Origin of the sequence: Streptomyces sp. NBC_00091, from assembly GCF_026343185.1 — a bacterium.
In the GTDB taxonomy this organism is placed as follows: domain Bacteria; phylum Actinomycetota; class Actinomycetes; order Streptomycetales; family Streptomycetaceae; genus Streptomyces.
In genome coordinates, this window is sequence record NZ_JAPEMA010000001.1 from 3,603,553 (window position 1) to 3,623,450 (window position 19,898).

The 19,898-nt window shown below is 71.5% G+C and carries 20 protein-coding genes and 1 other RNA gene; 13 read left to right on the top strand and 8 right to left on the bottom strand.

The window, feature by feature from the left end; translation table 11 throughout:
• Positions 1 to 83: 83 nt before the first annotated feature.
• The gene (locus tag OOK34_RS16635; protein WP_267034656.1) at positions 84 to 272 is read right to left on the bottom strand and encodes a hypothetical protein; all 189 of its coding nucleotides are present in this window, start codon (positions 270 to 272) and stop codon (positions 84 to 86) included.
• A 228-nt stretch (positions 273 to 500) separates the two neighbouring features.
• On the opposite strand from OOK34_RS16635, the gene ftsE reads away from it, so the two are divergent.
• From ftsE to ssrA, 5 genes are all read left to right on the top strand, one after another.
• Positions 501 to 1,190: a cell division ATP-binding protein FtsE gene (gene ftsE / locus OOK34_RS16640; RefSeq protein WP_007264414.1), complete on the top strand. Its 690-nt coding sequence runs from the start codon at positions 501 to 503 to the stop codon at positions 1,188 to 1,190.
• Between the two features lie 17 nt (positions 1,191 to 1,207).
• Positions 1,208 to 2,191: a permease-like cell division protein FtsX gene (gene ftsX, locus OOK34_RS16645; RefSeq protein ID WP_267034657.1), complete on the top strand. Its 984-nt coding sequence runs from the start codon at positions 1,208 to 1,210 to the stop codon at positions 2,189 to 2,191.
• 67 nt (positions 2,192 to 2,258) lie between these two features.
• Entirely contained in the window at positions 2,259 to 3,464 is a 1,206-nt protein-coding gene (locus OOK34_RS16650; RefSeq protein ID WP_267034658.1) for a S41 family peptidase, read from the top strand.
• Between the two features lie 18 nt (positions 3,465 to 3,482).
• Complete coding sequence (gene smpB / locus OOK34_RS16655) at positions 3,483 to 3,968, top strand: SsrA-binding protein SmpB (protein WP_267034659.1); 486 nt, start codon at positions 3,483 to 3,485, stop codon at positions 3,966 to 3,968.
• A gap of 102 nt (positions 3,969 to 4,070) precedes the next feature.
• Positions 4,071 to 4,459: a transfer-messenger RNA gene (ssrA, locus tag OOK34_RS16660) on the top strand.
• A gap of 160 nt (positions 4,460 to 4,619) precedes the next feature.
• On the opposite strand, the gene tgmC is transcribed toward ssrA, so the two are convergent.
• Genes tgmC through tgmA form a run of 3 tightly spaced genes read right to left on the bottom strand, consistent with a single transcriptional unit; the run spans position 4,620 to position 7,010 of the window.
• Entirely contained in the window at positions 4,620 to 5,789 is a 1,170-nt protein-coding gene (gene tgmC, locus OOK34_RS16665) for an ATP-grasp peptide maturase system methyltransferase (RefSeq protein WP_267034660.1), read from the bottom strand.
• The gene (gene tgmB, locus OOK34_RS16670; RefSeq protein WP_267034661.1) at positions 5,786 to 6,745 is read right to left on the bottom strand and encodes an ATP-grasp ribosomal peptide maturase; all 960 of its coding nucleotides are present in this window, start codon (positions 6,743 to 6,745) and stop codon (positions 5,786 to 5,788) included. The genes tgmC and tgmB overlap by 4 nt, the downstream gene beginning before the upstream one ends.
• A 4-nt stretch (positions 6,746 to 6,749) precedes the next feature.
• Complete coding sequence (gene tgmA, locus OOK34_RS16675) at positions 6,750 to 7,010, bottom strand: putative ATP-grasp-modified RiPP (protein ID WP_267034662.1); 261 nt, start codon at positions 7,008 to 7,010, stop codon at positions 6,750 to 6,752.
• Positions 7,011 to 7,450: 440 nt separating this feature from the next.
• Between tgmA and OOK34_RS16680 the strand changes: the two genes are divergently transcribed.
• Both OOK34_RS16680 and OOK34_RS16685 read left to right on the top strand, forming a co-directional pair.
• On the top strand, positions 7,451 to 8,803 hold the full coding sequence (locus tag OOK34_RS16680) for a Tat pathway signal protein (protein ID WP_267034663.1): 1,353 nt from the start codon (positions 7,451 to 7,453) through the stop codon (positions 8,801 to 8,803).
• A 25-nt stretch (positions 8,804 to 8,828) separates the two neighbouring features.
• Positions 8,829 to 9,317: an SAM-dependent methyltransferase gene (locus tag OOK34_RS16685; RefSeq protein ID WP_267034664.1), complete on the top strand. Its 489-nt coding sequence runs from the start codon at positions 8,829 to 8,831 to the stop codon at positions 9,315 to 9,317.
• A 93-nt stretch (positions 9,318 to 9,410) separates the two neighbouring features.
• On the opposite strand, the gene OOK34_RS16690 is transcribed toward OOK34_RS16685, so the two are convergent.
• Together OOK34_RS16690 and OOK34_RS16695 are read right to left on the bottom strand one after the other, a co-directional pair.
• The gene (locus tag OOK34_RS16690) at positions 9,411 to 10,877 is read right to left on the bottom strand and encodes an SH3 domain-containing protein (RefSeq protein ID WP_267034665.1); all 1,467 of its coding nucleotides are present in this window, start codon (positions 10,875 to 10,877) and stop codon (positions 9,411 to 9,413) included.
• A gap of 92 nt (positions 10,878 to 10,969) precedes the next feature.
• Complete coding sequence (locus OOK34_RS16695) at positions 10,970 to 12,280, bottom strand: MFS transporter (RefSeq protein ID WP_267034666.1); 1,311 nt, start codon at positions 12,278 to 12,280, stop codon at positions 10,970 to 10,972.
• A 94-nt stretch (positions 12,281 to 12,374) separates the two neighbouring features.
• On the opposite strand from OOK34_RS16695, the gene OOK34_RS16700 reads away from it, so the two are divergent.
• From OOK34_RS16700 to OOK34_RS16720, 5 genes are all read left to right on the top strand, one after another.
• A complete protein-coding gene (locus tag OOK34_RS16700; RefSeq protein WP_267034667.1) occupies positions 12,375 to 13,343 on the top strand; it encodes a LysR family transcriptional regulator in 969 nt (322 codons plus the stop codon).
• Between the two features lie 96 nt (positions 13,344 to 13,439).
• Positions 13,440 to 14,837, top strand: a complete 1,398-nt coding sequence (locus OOK34_RS16705; protein WP_267034668.1) for a NarK/NasA family nitrate transporter — start codon at positions 13,440 to 13,442, stop codon at positions 14,835 to 14,837.
• A gap of 135 nt (positions 14,838 to 14,972) precedes the next feature.
• A complete protein-coding gene (locus OOK34_RS16710; protein WP_267034669.1) occupies positions 14,973 to 16,109 on the top strand; it encodes a uroporphyrinogen-III synthase in 1,137 nt (378 codons plus the stop codon).
• Between the two features lie 25 nt (positions 16,110 to 16,134).
• Positions 16,135 to 16,686 carry a GNAT family N-acetyltransferase gene (locus OOK34_RS16715; protein WP_267034670.1) on the top strand — a complete coding sequence of 184 codons (552 nt, stop codon included), beginning with the start codon at positions 16,135 to 16,137 and terminating at the stop codon, positions 16,684 to 16,686.
• A 97-nt stretch (positions 16,687 to 16,783) separates the two neighbouring features.
• Complete coding sequence (locus OOK34_RS16720; RefSeq protein ID WP_267034671.1) at positions 16,784 to 17,398, top strand: ABATE domain-containing protein; 615 nt, start codon at positions 16,784 to 16,786, stop codon at positions 17,396 to 17,398.
• 551 nt (positions 17,399 to 17,949) lie between these two features.
• On the opposite strand, the gene OOK34_RS16725 is transcribed toward OOK34_RS16720, so the two are convergent.
• Together OOK34_RS16725 and OOK34_RS16730 are read right to left on the bottom strand one after the other, a co-directional pair.
• The gene (locus tag OOK34_RS16725; protein ID WP_267034672.1) at positions 17,950 to 18,222 is read right to left on the bottom strand and encodes a hypothetical protein; all 273 of its coding nucleotides are present in this window, start codon (positions 18,220 to 18,222) and stop codon (positions 17,950 to 17,952) included.
• On the bottom strand, positions 18,215 to 18,388 hold the full coding sequence (locus OOK34_RS16730; RefSeq protein WP_267034673.1) for a hypothetical protein: 174 nt from the start codon (positions 18,386 to 18,388) through the stop codon (positions 18,215 to 18,217). The genes OOK34_RS16725 and OOK34_RS16730 overlap by 8 nt, the downstream gene beginning before the upstream one ends.
• Positions 18,389 to 18,533: 145 nt before the next feature.
• Here OOK34_RS16730 and OOK34_RS16735 point away from each other — a divergent pair, with 145 nt between their 5' ends.
• Positions 18,534 to 19,877: a hypothetical protein gene (locus OOK34_RS16735; protein ID WP_267034674.1), complete on the top strand. Its 1,344-nt coding sequence runs from the start codon at positions 18,534 to 18,536 to the stop codon at positions 19,875 to 19,877.
• Positions 19,878 to 19,898: the final 21 nt, after the last annotated feature.

A 19,898-nucleotide genomic window follows, 5' to 3' on the forward strand; every position in this document is an offset into this window, starting at 1 on the left:
CACCAGCTGGTGTCCGGGCCCTTCCCCATTACGTGTGATCCGCCTGTGATCGGGACGCGGCGCGGCCTACGCGGTCCAGCCGGCTACGCGGTCTGGGCCACCAGCGCCAGCGCGGCCACCAGCACCACCAGAAGCGCTATGAGTGTCATCGGATTCAGCCCGGCGAAGGGGCCCTCCTGCTGGAGGCGCTCCCGGTTCGCCCGGCACACCGGGCAGCGGCCCTGGCTGACAGGTGCGGCGCAGTTCGCGCACACGAGCCGGTCATATGTCATGCGCTCCTCCTCTCGTCCCCTCGGCATGGTTAACGGCTCGGGGACGGAGTCCGTTCCCCCTACCACTGTGCCAGCTCCGCCGACATTCGGCGCGGCCCGTCCGGGCAATCACGATCCGGCTCCTCCCGCACGCGTGGATATATCGGGCAACTCCGGATGCCGGGTCCCCACCCAGGCCCCGGTCGCGTATGGTCACGCACACCTACTCCCGGCGACCGTGGTGCACCCGTGATCCGATTCGACAACGTCTCCAAGTCCTACCCGAAGCAGAACCGTCCCGCACTCAGAGATGTCTCCCTGGACATCGCCAAGGGCGAGTTCGTCTTCCTGGTCGGCTCCTCCGGCTCCGGCAAGTCCACCTTCCTGCGGCTGGTCCTGCGCGAGGAACGGGCGACCCACGGCCAGGTGCACGTCCTGGGAAAGGATCTCGCGAAGCTCTCCAACTGGAAGGTCCCGCACATGCGGCGCCAGCTGGGGACCGTCTTCCAGGACTTCCGGCTCCTGCCCAACAAGACGGTGGCCGAGAACGTCGCCTTCGCGCAGGAGGTCATCGGCAAGCCGCGCGGCGAGATCCGCAAGGCCGTCCCGCAGGTCCTGGAGCTGGTGGGCCTGGGCGGCAAGGAGGGGCGGATGCCGGGCGAACTGTCCGGCGGTGAGCAGCAGCGCGTGGCCATCGCCCGCGCCTTCGTCAACCGTCCCGCCCTGCTGATCGCCGACGAGCCGACGGGCAACCTCGACCCGCAGACCTCCGTGGGCATCATGAAGCTCCTGGACCGGATCAACCGGACCGGCACCACCGTCATCATGGCGACGCACGACCAGCAGATCGTGGACCAGATGCGCAAGCGCGTCATCGAACTCGAACAGGGCCGGCTCGTGCGCGACCAGTCGCGCGGCGTCTACGGCTACCAGCACTGAAAGGCCCCTGAGACGTCATGCGCGCCCAGTTCGTCATGTCGGAGATCGGCGTCGGTCTCCGTCGCAATCTCACCATGACCTTCGCGGTCATCATCTCCGTGGCCCTGTCCCTGGCCCTGTTCGGGGGCTCCCTGCTCATGCGCGACCAGGTCAGCGCCATGAAGGGGTACTGGTACGACAAGGTCAACGTCACCGTCTACCTCTGCACCAAGAACGACGCCCTCGACGCCGCCGGCAGCGCCGCCCCGGGCGCCGCGGCCGGGGCCCCGGGCGCCGCCGCCTCCGCCGGCAGCGCCAGGCCCTGCTCCAAGGGGGCGGTCACCCCCGAGCAGAAACAGGGCATCGAGGCCGAGCTCAAGAAGATGGAGCTCGTCCAGAACGTCATGTACGAGTCCTCGGACGAGGCCTTCAAGCACTACAAGGAGCGCTTCGGCCACACGGCCCTGGCCTCGGTGGTCACCCCCGACCAGATGCCCGACTCCTTCCGGGTCAAGCTGAAGAACCCGGAGAAGTACGAGGTCATCACCTCCGCCTTCGCCGGGCGGGACGGTGTCCAGTCGGTCGCCGACCAGAGCACCGAGCTGGACAACCTCTTCGCGCTGCTCGGCACCCTCAACTGGGCGGCCCTCGGCATCATGCTGGTCATGCTGATCGTGGCGCTGCTGCTGATCGTCAACACGGTGCGCGTCTCGGCGTTCAGCCGTCGGCGGGAGACCGGCATCATGCGGCTGGTGGGCGCCTCCGGCTTCTACATCCAGGTGCCGTTCATCATGGAGGCGGCGGTGGCCGGCCTCATCGGCGCCGTCTTCGCCTGCGTGATGCTCGGTACGGGGCAGTACTTCGTGATCGACCACGGCATCGCGCTCCGCGAGAAGCTCCAGCTGATCAACTTCATCGGCTGGGACGCGGTCCTCACCAAGCTCCCGCTGGTGCTGGTGATCGGCCTGCTGATGCCCTCCCTGGCCGCCTTCGTCGCGCTGCGCAAGTACCTGAAGGTATGACAAGCGCCTCCTGCGGTCTGCGGTCAACCCGGCTTGCCGCAGCGGGGCTTGTCCTAGACTCGGCGACATGCCGGGTCTGCCCGCTCTCTGTCTCCGGCCCCGCGACCTGCGTCGCGGGGCCTTCTTAACGCTGGTCTTCCTCGTGTCCGTGGGCACTGCCGCGGGCGCGGGCTGCTGGGGACCGCGCGGGGCGGAGGACTCCCGGACGGTCGCCCTCGCGGGCACCCCCGAGCCGGAGCCCGCGCCCGGTGGCGGCGGTTCCGGTGGCGAGCCCGGCACCGCGGACCGGGAGGCCGTGGCCCGGGCCGCCGCCGAGGCCGTCGCCGAGGGCAAGTCGGGCAAGAAGGCCGCCCAGGAGGTGGTCAGCCGCAGCGGCGACCGCTGGGGCACCGTCTACGACCGGGGCGAGTACGCCGCCTTCGCCGAGGACCTCGACGGCCGCTGGACCGGGGTCGGGCTCTGGGCCGGGCGCCGCCGCGACGGCCGGATCGAGGTCGACCGGGTCCAGCCCGACAGCCCCGCCGCCCGGGCCGGCCTGCGCGCCGGGGACCGGCTGCTGAGCGTGGACGGCCACAGCGTCACCGGGCTGGCGGTGGCCGACGTGGTGGCGCTGCTGCGCGGGGAGGCCGGCACTCCGGTGGTGCTCGGCCTCAGCCGGGACGGCGCCGACCTCACCGAGACCGTCCGCCGCGAGCAGCTGCGTACCGAGCCGGTGACCGTACGCCGCCTCGCGGGCGGCATCACCGTGATCAAGGTGGCCTCCTTCACCCGGGGTTCGGGGGAGCGGGTCAGAGCGGCCGTACGGGAGGCCCCGCCGGGCGGCGGGGTGATGCTGGACCTGCGCGGAAACCCGGGCGGGCTGGTCGTCGAGGCGGTGACGGCGGCCTCCGCGTTCCTGGACGGGGGGCTCGTGGCGACGTACGACGTACGGGGCTCCGAGCACGCCCTGTACGCGGCCCCCGGCGGGGACACCGACCGGCCCCTGGTGGCGCTGGTCGACGGCGGCACGATGAGCGCGGCCGAGCTGGTGACCGGCGCCCTCCAGGACCGCGGCCGCGCGGTGACGGTGGGTACCCGCACCTTCGGCAAGGGTTCCGTGCAGATGCCGACCGAGCTGCCGGGCGGCTCGGTGGCGGAGCTGACGGTGGGCACGTACCGCACTCCGGCGGGCCGCAGCCTCGACGGAGGGGGCATCACCCCGGACCTCGCGGCGGGCGACGGGGCCGAGGAACGGGCGCGCAAGGTATTGGGTGGCCTCGGGGTGGGTCCGTAGTGCGAAAATGACCGCACTATGGCTAAGGAAAAAGGGCGCAAGCTGATCGCCCAGAACAAGAAGGCGCGGCACGACTACACGATCATCGACACCTACGAGTGCGGGATCGTGCTGACGGGCACCGAGGTCAAGTCCCTGCGCCAGGGGCGGGCCTCGCTGGTGGACGGCTTCGTGTCGGTGGAGGGCCGCGAGGTCTGGATGTACAACGTGCACGTGCCGGAGTACAGCCAGGGCACCTGGACCAACCACAGTGCCCGCCGCAAGCGCAAGCTCCTCATGCACCGCGAGGAGATCGACAAGCTGGAGCGGAAGGCGGAGGAGTCCGGCCACACGGTCGTGCCGCTCGCCCTCTACTTCAAGGACGGCCGCGCGAAGGTCGAGATCGCGCTGGCGAAGGGCAAGAAGGAGTACGACAAGCGCCAGACCCTGCGCGAGAAGCAGGACACCCGCGAGACGAACCGCGCGATCTCGGCGATCAAGCGCAAGCAGCGGGGTACGGTTTAATCACCTGGCACGCGGTGGTCCACTTCGCGTACCATGGCGTCAGCACCCCCCGCTCGCGGGTGGAGCACTTTGTGCAGTATCTAACTGAACAGCGTGAAACATGGGGATGATCGGTTTCGACAGCGGATGTCGATGCAGGGGAAGCGAGCCGAGGAAGCGGCAATGATCTCGCTAACCATATGTCGCAAACAATAATCGCCAACTCCAAGAGCGATAACTCCCGCTTCACCCTCGCTGCCTAATAACAGTGAGCTGAAGCCTCTGTGAGGAGCGTCAGCCCGGAAGTGGTCCCGGTCCGGATCCTGGCGTCAATTAGGGATCTAAACCTCTAGCCCCGGTCACGGGGGTTGGAGGGAAATCAAACAGTGACTGAGCCCGTCGGAGACTTGTCCGTGTGATCTCCGGGGCCGAGAAAATCGCAGCGGACTGCGCTCGGAGAAGCCCTGCTTCTGCACCGTTGGACGCGGGTTCGATTCCCGCCATCTCCACAACCCGATATGCCACCTGACCTGCGGCGCAAGCCATAGTCGGGGGCACATCCCACCCCATGTGAGCACCGCCAGAGCGCCAGCGACGTATCCAGTCCTGGCGCTCTTTGGCGTGTCCGGCCCTGTTCTGCAAGCGGAGCGAGGCCGCCGTGCCGGCCAGGCGTTAGGCGATGCGGTGTTCCCAGCGGAGGGCGGGCTGCTCGCCGATCCAGTAGGTGTGGGAGCGGTCGGTGATGTGGATGCGGGCGGCGCTGATGTCGGGGCGGTCGGCCTCCTGCCAGGCGAGGAGGGCCTCTTCGATGTCGTCCCACAGGGCGACGGGTCCGCCCTGCCGTACGGTCCAGCCCGCCCCGTTCTCCGCGAAGGCGGCGAAGGACTCCCGCTCGGCGTCGAACACGTAGACCTGCTGCATGCCGTCGGCGGTGGCACGGACGTACTGGGCGGTGGGTGCGGCGAGCTGGGCGAGGAAGGCGGGCATCCACTCCTCCAGCAGCGTCGGCGAGACCTTCGTGGAGCGCTCGCTGTCCGCGTAGGCGGTGCGCGCCGACAGGTCCCCGGCGATCGGTGCGGCGACTTGGGCGCGGGCGTGCATGAACGATGACTGGCCGATGATGCGGCCCTCAGCGGTCCCGTCCTCGTTGACGGTGACCTTGGCCAGTCCGGTGCCGCGCTGCCAGGCTCCGCCGACGGTTGCGAGGATGATCCCGCCTGGCTTCGTCTGCCGGACCCACGCGTAGGGGATGCGGCGTACGGCGCAGGTAGCGATGACCCGGTCGTAGGGGGCGCGGCGGGGATGGCCGAGCAAGCCGTCTCCGGTGACGGTCCAGGTCGAGTAGCCCGCCGCCTCCAGCGCGGCATCGGCGCGGGCGGCGACCTCGGGGTCTACCTCCATGGTGGTGACGTTGTCCTCGCCGAGGACGTGGCAGAGCAGGGCGTCGGTGTAGCCCGTGCCGGTGGCTACGTGGAGCACCTCGTGCCCTTCCTTCACCTCCAGGGTCTCGATCATGCCGACGATGGTGACCGGGGTGGTGGAGGAGGAGGTGGGACTGCCGGTGACGGGCCCGTCGACCTGGTCGGCGGTGAGGTGGTTGTCGAGCTGGGTGACCAAGGACTCGTCGCGGTAGGCGATGGACGCCCACTCGGCCGGGTCCGTGCCGAGCGCGGTCACCGGCTTCCACCGACCTCCTTCGGCGGGAAGGAACACTCCGGGATGAAGGAAGAGTTCACGCGGTACGGACTCCACCGCAGCCCGCAGGGTGGGGCTTTTGAGGATTCCGGCCCCCGTGAGGCGTCCGGCAAGTGCGCGCCGCTCGGAAGCGGTGTCGAGCGTCATCGTGCGTCTCCTCGGGTGAGCAGTTCAGCGAAAGCGGCGGCCATGGGCAGACCGGTGTTCTCCTCCAGCCACCCCCATTGGCCTGTGGGATTCAGCTCCAGCCAGTGGTAGCCGCCCTCCGTGTCGAGGGCGAGATCGAAGCTGCCGGAGACGAGACTGAAGTGGCCGAGGTAGGCGAGCAGCGTCCGCTTCAGCGGATCGGGCAGGTCTACCACGGTGTAGGAGAGGGCGGAGTAGTCCTTGCGCCAGTCCAGGAGACCGGAGTCGATTCGTACGGCGAACACCTTCTCGCCGACGATCAGGACGCGGAGGTCGGCGACCTTGTCCACTTGGGCCTGGAAGAGGTGCGGGACCACGCGGATGGAGTCGTCGATCTCGTCGGCGGTGACCGGCTCGGCCCAGCTTGTCACCGGGACACCGTCTCGCTCGTACGGGGTCCACCGGAGCGTCTTGGTGATCACCCGGCCGTGGGCGGTGATGAACTCCCGGGCCTGGTTCTGGTCGTTGGTCACCAGCGTCGGCGGGACCGTGAGCCCGAGGCGCTGCGCGACGGCGAGCTGGGTGGGCTTGTAGTCGGCGGCGGCCTCCCGCTGCGGCTGGTTGACCCACAGGGGTCCGTCCAGGGCGTAGAGGATGCCGCCGAGCCCGTAGCGGGTCTGCGCGGTGGCTAACCTGCGGTCGGCGTCGTTCAGGTGCTCGAAATGGGGCCAGACGGGGCGGCGCCAGTACACCGCCCGTAAGTGCTCCAGGTTGGCGGTTCTCGACGGGGTACGGGCCTGCCCGGCCACAGGGGCCGGGCAGGTTCCGAACCGAGCCGATACCGTCAGGCCCTCGCCGATGTCGGCGGGATTGAAGCGCATCACCGGCACATCACGCTGGTTGAGTTCGGTGATGACCATGTCGGCGGTCTGGTCGTGTGCCTCGGTGGCGACGAGCACCGGCCTCTGCTCGGTCATGTCGTCAGTCCTGGTTGCTGTCCTGGTCATGGCCGGAGTCGGGAGCGGAGTCGGAGTTGGTGGTGGTGGAGGTCTCGGTGCCGGAGGAGGTGCCGTGCTTACCCATTTCCACCACATGGCCGTGCCCGTCGCGGAACACCCCGGTCTGCGTGGCCGGGTCGATGGTGACCGTGGTGAACGGCAGGCGGGTCGTGGTCGGGTAGGGGGCGAGGCGGCTGACGCCCCACGGGCGGACGGGGCTGAGCTGGGTTGCTGCGGTGGTCACGAGGTTCTCCTTCTGGTCGGGATGGAGCAGGGGGTCGCCGCACAGCGCGATTACCCGGCGTTGGGCCGGCACGACTCCGGGTGAGTTCGACCGGCGGGCTTTATGGGGTGGTGCGGTGACCGCATCGGCAGGCGTGCGGCTGGCTCTGTCGGTCGAGGAGATCGAGGTCTGGGACGGACGCGGCGGGACCTCCAGGCGTTCGGGGACTGGGGGCCGCCGTCCGTCCCTGTCGGGGGACGAAAGGGCGGACAGCGGCGGTCTGCAAGGCCACACGGCCGGGGAAAGGAATGGGAGCTGTCGGCTGTTCCCGGCCAGTGGCTGCGATCAGTCAACGCCCAACAGGTAACCGCGAGTAGGGTGTTCGCCACTCACAGCGGTTTAAGCGGTTTGAGCGGTCATGAGGGGACGCCATGACACCGGTAGGTGAGCCCAATACGGCAATGGCGCAGGTCATCGCCGAAACGGGCATGACGCAGGACGCCTTAGCCCACGCTGTCAGGCGCGTCGCGGCTGAGAACGGCGAGGTCATCCAGACCAACAAGAGCACCATCTCGCACTGGGTCCGCTACGGTCGGCAGCCGTCCGGCAGCGCCGGGAGGTATCTCGCCGAAGCACTGTCGCGACGCCTGGGACGCACCATCACCCAGCAGGAGATCGGCCTGCACGAGACCACCCGTGATCTGCTGGACTGGCACACGGATACGCTGAGCGCCCTGGCCGATCTGGGGAGGATCGACACCGTGGACATGGACCGCAGGCAGGCCCTGGGGACTGCGGCCTACTCGCTCGCCGCCCTCGTACTACCGGCAGACAGCTGGTGGACAGGCATGGTCGATCAAGGCAGCCGACGGCGTGCCGGCCGCGCCGCAGTCGGCCAAGGCGATCTCGACGCGGTACGCGACATGGCCAGTCTCTTCTCCAACATGGACCAGCGCCACGGTGGCGGGCACGCCCGCACAGCCGTCGCCCAGTACCTCACCACCGAAGTCTCCGGCTACCTGAACGGCACCTTCGCCGACCGCCAGGTCAGGCGCGGTATGTTCTCCACCGCCGCAGAACTCGCCTACCTGTCCGGGTGGATGGCCTTCGACAACGGCGAGCACCCCATCGCCCAGAAGCACTTCACCGTGGCGGTGAAGCTCGCCGCCGAAGCCGACGACGCCCCGATGGCCGCCCACGTGATGCGCGCCATGGCCCACCAAGCAAACGACCTCGGCCACCCGCGCTCCGCCCTCGACCTCGCCTCCGCGTCCGTCGAAGGCAAGCGGTACACCGAGGCCGGCCTTCGCGAGAGGGCGCTCCTCGGCGTCGTTCATGCCCGCGCCCTGGCCTCCACCGGGAACAAGAAGGCCGCCACCCGAGCCCTCCTGCGCGCCGAAGACGATCTTGCCGTCGCGCAGCCGGGCGACGACGAGCCGGGCAGAGTGTTCTTCTTCCAGGAAGCTTCCCTCGCCCACGAGACCGCCCTGGCGCTACGCGACATAGGAGACCTGGATGGAGCCGAACAGCAGCTCCACCGGTCCGCCCGCACACGCAAGGCCGCCAAGTTCACCCGCACCCACGCCGTGACCCTCGGCTACCTCGGTGGCATTCAGGCCCGCCAGCACCGCATCGACGAAGCCTGCGCGACCTGGTCCGCCAGCCTGGACGCGATGAACGGGGTGCGCTCCGCCCGCACCCGCAGGGCAGCTGCCGACATGCGTGCCGCCCTCTCACCTCTCCGTAATCGCAACATTCCCGCCGTCACCACCGTGGACAAGCGCGCCGCCGCGTACCTGACAGCCACGGCCTGACCGCCGACCCCGGAAGGAATCCCGCATGGCAGACCGCGAGACATTCGAAGTAGAGGTTCTGGGCCATGTCGTCGGAGGCCGTACCGAGCCGACCGACGACCACTGGGGCGGCACCCAGGCCATCATCCGCCTCGACGGCGACCGCTTCACCCCCGAAGCCACCCGAGAGCTGGAGACCTTCTCCCACCTCGAAATCGTTTTCCGGTTCCACCTCACCGACCAGACCGACCTCAACCTCGGGGCCCGCAGCCCCCGCGACAACCCCGACTGGCCGAAGGTCGGCGTCTTCGGCCACCGCCACATGCGCCGCCTGAACTGGCTCGGCGTCTCCCGTTGCCGTCTGGTCAAAGTCGACGGCCTGGACCTTCACGTCGAAGACCTCGACGCTGTCGATGGCACCCCCGTCCTCGACGTGAAGCCCTGGTTCGCAGAGATGGGTGCACGCGGAGAGGTGCGCCAGCCGCAGTGGGTCTCAGACATGCTCGGCGACTACTACGGCCCCACCCAGGGCTGACTCTTCGCAACACGGCCCCGGGCGCACCCCGAACCGGCCCCGCAGCCTCTCGGCTGCGGGGCCTTTGTCATGCCGGTGGAGCTGGTGGTGCCGTCAGCAGTACGGGATCTTGTTGAGGTTCAGGGCGTAGCGGGCGGCGATCCAGCCGCGGCCGTCGGCGAGCTTGTACCAGATCGAATTGTCGCCCACGGTCTGGCCGTTGACCTTGCACTGGAGCTTCACCACGGTGTTGAACGGGATCTTGCCCGTCTTCGTGTAGCCCGCGCCCGGGCCGGAGCGGATGCCGAGGCCCTTGCCGGTGGCGACGATGCGGGCCTTCGGGCTGTCGCTGTGGTGGTCGCCCTTGTCCCCCTTGCCGCCCTTGCCGTGGTGGTCGTCCTTGCCGTGGTGGTCGCCGCACTTCTTGCAGGTGCCGGGCTTTCCGCTGTCGCCCTTCTCGCCCTTCTCGCCCTTCTCGCCCTGGGGGCCGGGGATGCCCTGGCGGCCCTCGAGGCCCTGGGGTCCCCGGATGCCCTGGATCCCTTGGATGCCCTGTGCGCCCTGGGGGCCGGGGGAGCCGGTGAGGCCGGTCTGGCCCTGCGGGCCGGCCGGGCCGCGCTGGCCGTCGACGCCGTTGAGGCCGGGTTCGCCCTTGTCGCCCTTGGGGCCTTGGGCGCCTCCGGAGGGGCCCGTGTCGCCCTTCAGGCCTTGGGGGCCGCGGAGCCCCTGGATGCCCTGGATTCCCTGGAGGCCCTGGGGGCCGGCGGGGCCGCGCTGGCCGTCGAGGCCATTGAGGCCGGGCTCGCCCTTGTCGCCCTTCAGGCCCTGGGGGCCCTGGGCGCCTCCGGAGGGGCCCGTGTCGCCCTTCAGGCCCTGGGGGCCGCGGATGCCCTGGGGGCCCTGGGGGCCGCGGATTCCCTGGAGGCCCTGGGGGCCGGCCGGGCCGCGCTCGCCGCTGAGGCCGTCTTCGCCCTTGTCCCCCTTCTCGCCCTTGTCTCCCTTGGGGCCCGGGCGTCCCGGCTTGCCGTGGTGGCCGGGCTTGCCGTCGTGGCCGTGGTGGCCGTCGTGGCCGGGGCGGCCGTCGTCGCCCTTCGGGCCCGTCACCGGGGTGGCGACGGCGAACAGGGCGGGCGCGTCCGTGCCGTTGGCCCACTCGCCGCCGTCCAGCGTCGTGCCCTCCGGGGCGTTCGGGTCCACCCGCAGGGCCACCGCCAGCCGCGTCCGCGTGTTCGCCGGGAAGGCGAAGCCGGCGCGGGTGCCGGCATCGCAGGTCAGCAGGCGCGCGTCGGTCGAGCGGGTGCACGAGCCGCCCGCCCGCCGGCCGTTCCAGTAGAACCGGGCCTCGGGGAAGGTGGTCCGCTCCGGGGCGGTGATCCGGAAGGTGCTGCTGCGCGCCGGGTCCTGGCCGTTCAGGGCCGCGATGACGACGCGGCCCGTCTTGCCGGGGGCGATGGAGGGGACGTACGGCTGGGAGAACCGGACGGGGGAGGAGTCGGCCAGGGCCGGTACGGCCGGCACCAGACAGGACGCGGTGACGGCCGCGACGACGAGGGCCGAGGAGACGGAGCGTGAAGCAGGCAAGGGGAGTTCCTCCGCGAAAGGAAGGGCGCTGGGGAAAGCACCCCCAGTTATGCGGGATCGCGCGGAGGAGCGCCGCGTACCACGCGGGCGCGTCACTCGGCCGCCGGAACAATACGGATAAATCGGCTCGTTGTGGTGGAGAGGGCCAGGGCGAGCAGGGCGGCGGCGGCCGGGAGGGCGTAGGCCGCGGTGGAGCCCAGGCGGTCGACGGCGAGGCCCGCCGTGGCGGAACCGGCGGCGATACCGGCGAGGATCGCGGTGACGGCGAGGCTCATCCCCTCGTTGAGGCGGCCGTGCGGGGTGGCCCGCTGGACCAGGGCCATGGCGGTGACCATCACCGGGGCCGTGGCCACCCCGGCCAGCAGCAGGGCCAGGGCCAGCAGCGGGAGGGAGCCGGTTGCGGCCGCGGCCCAGGGGAGGGCCATCGCCGCGGCCAGCGCGAGCAGGCAGGTGCGCAGACTCCGGGGGCGGCGGGTGCCGTAGAGCAGGCCGGCCGCGCAGGAGCCCGCCGCCTGGAGGGCCAGTACCGGGCCGGAGGCGCCGCCGAGGCCCAGGGCTCCGAGGTGGGCGATCGAGGTGACCTCCATGGAGCCGAACACCGCCCCGGTGGCGAGGAACAGGCCGAGGAGCGGGAGCAGGGCGCGCAGAGGGGAGGGGCCCTGTGCGGCGGGCCGCACACCCGTGGCGGGGGGCTCGGTGGCCCGGTGCGCGGTGAAGACCAGCATGCCGGTGAGCAGCAGGACCGCCCCGGTCAGGGTGCCCGCCTCCGGGAAGGCGGCGGTGCACAGGAAGGCCGCGAGGACCGGGCCGAGCATGAAGCACAGTTCGTCGGCGGCCTGTTCGAAGGACATCGCGGTGTGGTGCGAGGCCGGGGGCAGCAGGTGGGTCCAGCGGGCCCGGGACATGCCGCCGATGTTGGGGGTCGTCGCGGTGGCCGCGTAGGAGGCGAAGAGGGTCCAGGCGGGGGCCTGCGTACGGACGCACACGATCAGGCCGAGCGAGCCGAGGACGGCGATCACGGTGGCCGGTACGGCGATCCGGGCCTGGCCGTACCGGTCGATCAGGCGGGCCGTCCAGGGCGCGACGAGGGCGGTGGCGGCCAGGCCGGTGGCGGTGACCGCGCCGGCGAGGGCGTACGAGCCGCGCTGCCCGGCGATCATCATGACCGCGCTGACGCCGAACATGCCCATGGGGAGCCGGGCCAGCAGGTTCCCGGCGGTGAAGCCGCGCGTACCGGGGAGGGCGAAGAGACGGGCGTACGGGCCGGGGGTGCGGGTCCGGCCGGGGGTGCGGGTCCGGGCCGGGGCGGCCGGGGCCGGGTGTGCGGGTGCGGGTGCGGCCAGGACCAGGGTGTCGCCGGTCACGGACATGAGCGGGGTCGGTCGGGGCGTGCGTCGGGGCATGTCATGAGCCTGCGGGGCGGGGCGCAGGTCGGTCCAACACCTGTTCCGGGGGCACTAACGCCCTCTCGTTGTCAATGTCCGTTAGTCTCCGGGGGTGAGCGCCCGAGACGTCGACCCCCGGCTGCTGCGCGGCTTCCTCGCGGTGGCCGAGGAGCTGCACTTCTCCCGCGCCGCCGCCCGCCTCTACGTCGCCCAGCAGGCGCTGAGCCGCGACGTGCGCCGGCTCGAACAGACCCTGGGCACCCCGCTGTTCCTGCGCACCACCCGCGCCGTGGCGCTGACCGCCGACGGGGAGCGGCTGCTGCCCCACGCCCGCGAGGTGCTGCGCGCCCACGAGGAGCTGGCCGCCGCCTTCGCCGGACCGCCCCGGGCCCTGCTCGTCGACATGAACACCGACGGACCCAGCACCGGCCGGCGGGTCCTGGAGCGGGCCCGCGAACTCGCCCCGGGCTGCGAGCTGATGGCCCGCTTCGAGAGCGGGCTCACCCACGCCGCCGCCGAGATCGCCGCCGGGCGGCTCGACGTCTCCTTCGGGTACGCGGCCGGGCTCGAGCCCGCGCTGCTGGCCGGACTCGCCCACCGCCCGGTGCGCTACGAGCCCCTCGCCGTGGTGCTGCCCGAGGACCACCCGCTGGCCGCGCGGGACGGCGTACCGCTCGCCGCGCTCGCCGGGGAGAGCGTGTACGCCGGGGCCGGGAACCCGCGCACCCTGGAGTGGACCGGGCTCGCCCGCGAGCTGTTCGCCGGGCGGGGCATCGCGCTGGCCCCGCCCGCGCCGGTGGCCATCGGCAAGGAGGAGTTCCGCCGGGTGATGGCCAAGACCCGCAACCCGGTCCTGGCGACCGTCGGCTTCCTCGACATGCCCGGCTGCGTGAAGCGGCCGCTGGTGGACCCCGTACCGCTGTCCCCGCTGTCGATGGTGTGGCGCAAGGGCCTGCGCCACCCCGGCCTGGACGCCCTCGAGCGGGCGGCCGCCGAACTCCAGAGCGCCGGCGGCTGGCTGGAAGTGCTCCCGGGCAGCTGGCTCCCGGCAGCGCTCACACCGGGCCCAGACGGCGGGTGAGTGCAAGGTTTCGCGCCGGTCATCCGGCGGGGACCGGGGCCGAAACGAGCCGTTCCTAGCCTCGTCACACGGACGCGACAGCTGTGGAGGCGTGTGATGACCGGTACGACCGCACCGCGCAAGGGGGGCCGCTGGATCGAGCGGTGGGACCCCGAGGACGAGACCTTCTGGCGGGAGACGGGGGAGCGGACCGCCCGCCGCAACCTCCTCTACTCCATCCTCTCCGAGCACATCGGCTTCTCGATCTGGTCGCTGTGGTCCGTGATGGTGCTCTTCATGGGCCCCCAGTACGGGATCGACCCGGCCGGGAAGTTCTTCCTCATCGCCACCGCGACCCTGGTCGGCGCCCTGGTGCGGGTGCCCTACACCTTCGCCGTCGCCCGCTTCGGCGGCCGGAACTGGACCGTCGTCAGCGCCCTCCTGCTGCTCGCGCCGACCGTCGCCGCGCTGGTCGTCATGGAGCCCGGCACCTCGTACGGCACCTTCCTGGCCGTGGCCGCGCTCACCGGGGTGGGCGGCGGGAACTTCGCCTCCTCGATGACGAACATCAACGCCTTCTTCCCGCTGCGCAAGAAGGGCTGGGCCCTCGGGCTCAACGCGGGCGGCGGGAACATCGGCGTCCCCGTGGTGCAGCTCGTCGCGCTGCTGGTCATCGGGACCGCCGGGGCGGCACACCCCCGGCTGCTGCTGGTGATCTACCTCCCGCTGATCGTGATCGCGGCCGCGCTGGCCCTCGTACGCATGGACAACCTGGCGCCCGTACGCAACGACGCGGGCGCCGTCCGCGAGGCAGCCAAGGACGCCCACACCTGGATCATGGCCTTCCTCTACATCGGCACCTTCGGGTCCTTCATCGGCTACAGCTTCGCCTTCGGACTCGTGCTCCAGACCCAGTTCGGGCGGACCCCGCTCCAGGCCGCTTCCCTCACCTTCATCGGGCCGCTCCTCGGATCACTGGTCCGGCCGGTCGGCGGGGCGCTCGCGGACCGCTTCGGCGGGGCCCGGATCACCCTGGCGACCTTCGTGGCGATGGCCGCCGCGACCGCGGTGGTCGTACTGGCCTCCGTACGGGAATCCCTGCCGGTGTTCCTCGTCGGATTCGTGGCGCTCTTCGCGCTCAGCGGGCTCGGCAACGGCTCCACCTACAAGATGATCCCCGGCATCTTCCAGGCCAAGGCGCTGGCCCGCGGCCTGGACGGCGAGGAGGCCGCCGCACACGGACGGCGGCTCTCGGGCGCCTCGATGGGACTGATCGGAGCCGTCGGGGCACTCGGCGGACTCGGCATCAACCTGGTCTTCCGCCAGGCCTTCCTGGAATCCGGCTCCGGAACGGCCGCCTTCGTCACCTTCCTCGGCTTCTACGCCGTGTGCTGCGCGGTCACCTGGGCGGTATACCTTCGCCGCCCCGCGGCCGCCCAGGCCCCGGCCACGGCCGGGACCGGGGCCGGGACCGCGGCCGGGACCGGGAAGAAGGTGCAGCTCACCTCGGTGTAATGCCGGTGATGCCAGTGATGCCGGTGATGCCGGTTAACTGGCCGGAAATGCGGTGGAACCGAGCCTGACACGACGTCTTGACAGGCTCGGTCCTCCCCGACGCTGGAAACCCTCAGGGCAAGGCAGGTCACCACGATGGACGACGCTACGCACGGCCCCCTGGCCGGATTCACCGTCGGAGTCACCGCCGCCCGCCGGGCGGACGAACTGATCGCCCTGCTGCGCCGGCGCGGAGCGGCCGTCATCCACGCCCCCGCCCTGCGGATCGTGCCGCTCGCCGACGACACGGAGCTGATGGCCGCCACCAAGGAACTCGTCGACGCCCCGCCGGACGTGGTCGTCGCCACCACCGCCATCGGCTTCCGCGGCTGGATCGAGGCCGCCGACGGCTGGGGCATCGGCGAGGAGCTGCTCGCCCGCCTGCGCGCCACCGAACTGCTCGCGCGCGGGCCGAAGGTCAAGGGGGCCGTACGGGCCGCCGGGCTGGTGGAGGACTGGTCCCCGCACTCCGAATCCCTCGCCGAGGTACTGGACCGGCTGCTGACCGGCGGGGTCGACGGCCGGCGGATCGCCCTCCAGCTGCACGGCGAACCGCTGCCCGGCTTCGTCGAGGCCCTGCGCGCGGGCGGCGCCGAGGTGGTGCCCGTCCCCGTGTACCGGTGGATGCCGCCCGAGGACCTCGCACCGCTGGACCGGCTGCTGGACGCGCTGGCCGTCGGAACGGTGGACGCCCTCAGCTTCACCTCCGCGCCCGCCGCTGCTTCTTTGCTGTCCCGGGCCGGGGAACGGGGGCTGCGGGAGGCCGTACTGGAGGCGCTGCGCGGGCCGGTGCTCGCCGCCTGCGTGGGGCCCGTGACGGCGCTGCCGCTCCAGGCCGAGGGGGTGGAGACCGTACAGCCGGAGCGGTTCCGGCTCGGACCGCTGGTGCAGCTGCTGTGCAAGGAGCTCCCGGGCCGGGCGCGGGTGCTGCCCGTCGCCGGGCACCGGCTGGAGATCAGGGGGCACGCGGTGCTCGTCGACGACCTGCTGCGCCCGGTGCCGCCCGCCGGGATGGCCCTGCTGGCGGCGCTCGCCCGGCGGCCCGGCTGGGTGGTCTCCCGCGCAGAGCTGCTGCGGGCGCTGCCGGGTGCGGGGCGCGACGAGCACGCCGTGGAGACGGCGATGGCCCGGCTGCGGGCGGCCCTGGGGGCGCCGCGGCTGATCCAGACGGTGGTCAAGCGGGGGTACCGGCTGTCGCTGGACGCCGGGGAGACCAGCTCCGGGTGCGGCTGAGCGGGTCCTCCGCTACCGTGCCGGGATGATCATCAACGGGGTGGAGATGAGGGGCCTGGCCGCCGGCGACGCCGCCGGGCTTGCCCGCGTACTGACACGCAACCGGGCGTACATGGCGCCCTACGAGCCCGACCGGGACGAGGAGTTCTACACCGAGGCCGGCCAGCGGGCCCGGATCGAGGGCCTGCTCGGCGAGCGCGACGCGGGGCGCCTGGTCCCGTACCTGCTCGCCGAGCAGGCGACCGGCGAGCCCGTGGGGGCGATCAACCTCGGCAGCATCGTCCTCGGCCCCTTCGCCAGCGGGGGCGTGGGCTACTGGATCGCCCAGGACTGGCACGGCAAGGGGCTGGCCACCGCGGCCCTCGAGGAGGTCTGCCGCGTCGCCCGCGACGACCTCGGACTGCACCGCGTGGAGGCCGGCACGCTCGTGGACAACCTCGCCTCGCAGCGGGTCCTGGCGAAGGCCGGCTTCACCCAGTACGGGCTCGCGCCCCGCTACCTCCACATCAACGGCGCCTGGCGCGACCACCGCCTCTTCCAGCGCCTCCTCCACGACGACCCGCCGGGGCGGGGGTAGGGACCGGGCGGGGGTAGCCCCGCGCGGGGGCTTCCGCTTCGACGGCTGCGACGGCACTCTGGGGAGGCGGCCCACGGCGACCGAGGCGGTGACGGGCATGTGGACGGGCATGTGGTTCGACTCCGGGCGGGTCTGTCTCGACCTGCTGGCCACTTCCGGGTCCGGGGCCGGGGCCGGGTCCGGGTCCGGGTCCGGTGACGCGGAGGGGATCCGCGACGGCGACGGGCTGCGGCTGTGGCTGGTCGGCGCCGGCCTGGTGCCCGACCGGACCCCGCTCGGACGGCTCGGGCCCGACTGGGTGGCAGCCTTCCGCGCCCTGCGCGGCGACGTCGACAGCCTCGTACGGGCCGAACTCGCCGCCGCCGCCCCCGACGAGGGCGCCCTGTCCCGGGTCAACGCCGCCGCGGCCGGCCCGCCCCCGGGGCTGTGCGCCGTACGGGACCAGGAGGGCCACCTCGTACGGGAACTGTGCGGCGGAGTGGAGTGTGCGGGCCTGCTGGCCTCGGTGGCCCGGGACGCGGTGGAACTCCTCACCGACCCCGGCGATCTGGCACTGCTGCGCAGCTGCGAGGGCGACGGCTGCGCCCGCCTCTACCTCGACACCTCCCGCGGCCACCGCCGCCGCTGGTGCTCCAGCGAACTGTGCGGCAACCGCGAGCGGGTGGCCCGCCACCGGAGGCGGACCCGCACGATGGTGGCCGCAGAGGCGTAGGGGGTGGGGGGCGCTTTGTGCCGCCTGTACGTTGCCTCGCGGTGCGGGCCCGCTATCTCCCCCCTCGAGGGGGTGGGGGCGGGTCGGTGGCTGCCCACCCGCCCCCTTGTCTGCGGGCCGGGACTCCGGGATCCGGGTCCCGGCTGGACCTGATCAGAGCCGGTTTGGGGGTTTCCCGTCAGTCCCATCGTCCTTCCGGTTCGGGACGGTCCGTCAAGGGCGCTCACTGCGTTCGCGTCGCTTCGCGATGGCCTTCGGCCACCCTTGACAGACCGTCCCGCCCCGGAAAGACAAGGACTGCCGGGAAGCCCCCAAAGGAACGGTCACGGGGCAGGAGCGGGAGGAGCGGCCTCGTCAGCGATGAGGCGAGGGGCCGGGTCTTGCCGCGCCGGGCATCCGGGCCTGTCCAGCCCTGCCCCAGGGCCGGGGGCCCGGGCGCAGCAGATCGCTACGCGCTCCGCATTTCTCGGCGTCCGCCGGCCGTCTTGGGCTGATACCTGCACCCGATGGTGACCAGAAGCCCATCTGGGCCCGACAGGCGCGAGAGATCGCTACGTGCTCCTCTCGTTTCGGCGTCCGACGGTCGTCTGGGGCTGGTCAGACGCCCTTTCGGAGAGCTGGGAGGGCTCGATATTGGTGGCTGCGGTGGTGAATTCGCGTCCCGAGGCGCCGCGGATGTAGGCCAGTTCCATCCAGTGCTCGGTGGCGGTGTCGGAGACGTTCTCGTTGATCACGGCCATCAGCTCGCCTTCGGTGCCGGAGGCGATGTCGCGGACGCGGCGGCGCAGGAGGCGATGGGGGACGTATTCGTACCGTTCAGTCATCGCAGGGTTCCTCGAGGGAATCGGTGAAGCGCTGCCAGCCGGCCCTGGCGCGGGCGAGGAGGTCCTGGCTGGGCGCGAACGCGGCCTCCAGTCCGAGCCAGGGGTCGGCCGAAGTGTCGATCCCCAGTACGCCATGGGCGCAGCTGTGGATGATTCGGCTGGTCATGGGTCGCTCCCTGATGTCGTCATCGAGCGGCCAACTTCCGCTCGGTCACCGGTTGGTGTGAAGAGGTAACCGCGCGCACCCCCTCCGCGAGTACCGTTGGAGAGTCGGAGAAGCATGCAAGCCATGCACCTGTGGGGAGTCACTCATGGCGCGACGCTCACGCACACCCAATACCGGTCTGTCGACGCTCCTTGAGCAGGCCGGATGGTCGAGAAGCCAGTTCGCTTCGATCGTCAACCGCGTCGGTGCGGAGGCCGGGCTCGCTCTCAAGTACGGTCAGCCCGCCGTGTCCCAGTGGGTGGCGGGACACCAGCCGCGGCCGCAGGTCAGGGCGCTGATCATCGAGGCGTTCGAAAGGAAACTGGCACGTCCGGTCACTTACGGGGAGGCGGGTCTCACACCGCCGGGCGGGGCCGTGGAGGCGGACACTGTCCGGGAACTCGTAGACCTTGGAAGGGCCGATATGGATCCAGCCCGGCGTCGTGTGATCGCAGCGGGCGTCTTCTCCGCGGCGCTTGCCATCCCTTTGTTCCCGGGCCTGGCACGGGCCGACAGTCCCGAGCCGATAAGGCCCGGGAAGGCGACGACGCGGGTCGGGCAGGCGCAGGTGGCCGCCGTGGAGGCGATGACGGAGCGGATCGCCGACATCCTCGACGAGCTCGGCGCCGGCCACGCCCGGCCGATGGCGGCGGCGTTCCTCGTGAACACCGTCGGCCCGTGGCTGAAGGCCGAAGCGGCGGCTCCCGTGCGGCGGAGCATGCTCGCGGCAGCGTCCGACCTGGTGTACCTCACCGGGTGGATGGCGATGTACGAGCGGCAGCACCGCCTCGGCCAGGACTACTACGTGTCCGCGCTCAAGCTCGCCGGGGAGGCGGAGGAGCACGTGACCTACTGCCGCACCCTGCGCGGCATGTCGCTCCAGGCGTCCAATCTCGGCTACGGCCGACGGGCTCTCGAACTCGCCGACTCGGCAGCGGAAGCGGCCCCCGCGGCCGGGCCGAGGCTCGTCGCGTTCCTGCGCGGGCAGCAGGCGCACGGCGCGGCGATGGTGGGAGACAAGCGGCAGGCCTTCGCCCGGCTCCGGGAAGCGGAGGAAGCGCTCGGGCGGGCTGATGACCGGCGGGAGTCGGTCGGCGGGTACGACCGGACCGCGTATTTGTTCCATGTGGCTCATGTCCTGAACGAGACGAAGGACGTGCCGGGGTCGGTACGGACGCTGCGGGAATCGATCCGGGTCCAGCCCGCGAACGAGAGGCAGGGCCGTCTCCACGCCTACGGGCTCCTCGCCCAGAGGCAGTTGGCCATCGGCCACGTCGAGGCCGCGTGCGAGTCGTGGGGCCGGTTCCTGGACGAGTACGAGGCGCTGTCCTCGGCGCGGGGCGACGAGCACTTCGAGGTCATGAACCTCAGGCTCCGCCCCCACGGCACGGTCCGGGCGGTACGAGACCTGCGCGAGCGCGCCCAGCTCGTCGGCGCCCTCAAGGGCTGACACGGATGCCTAAGATTCCGC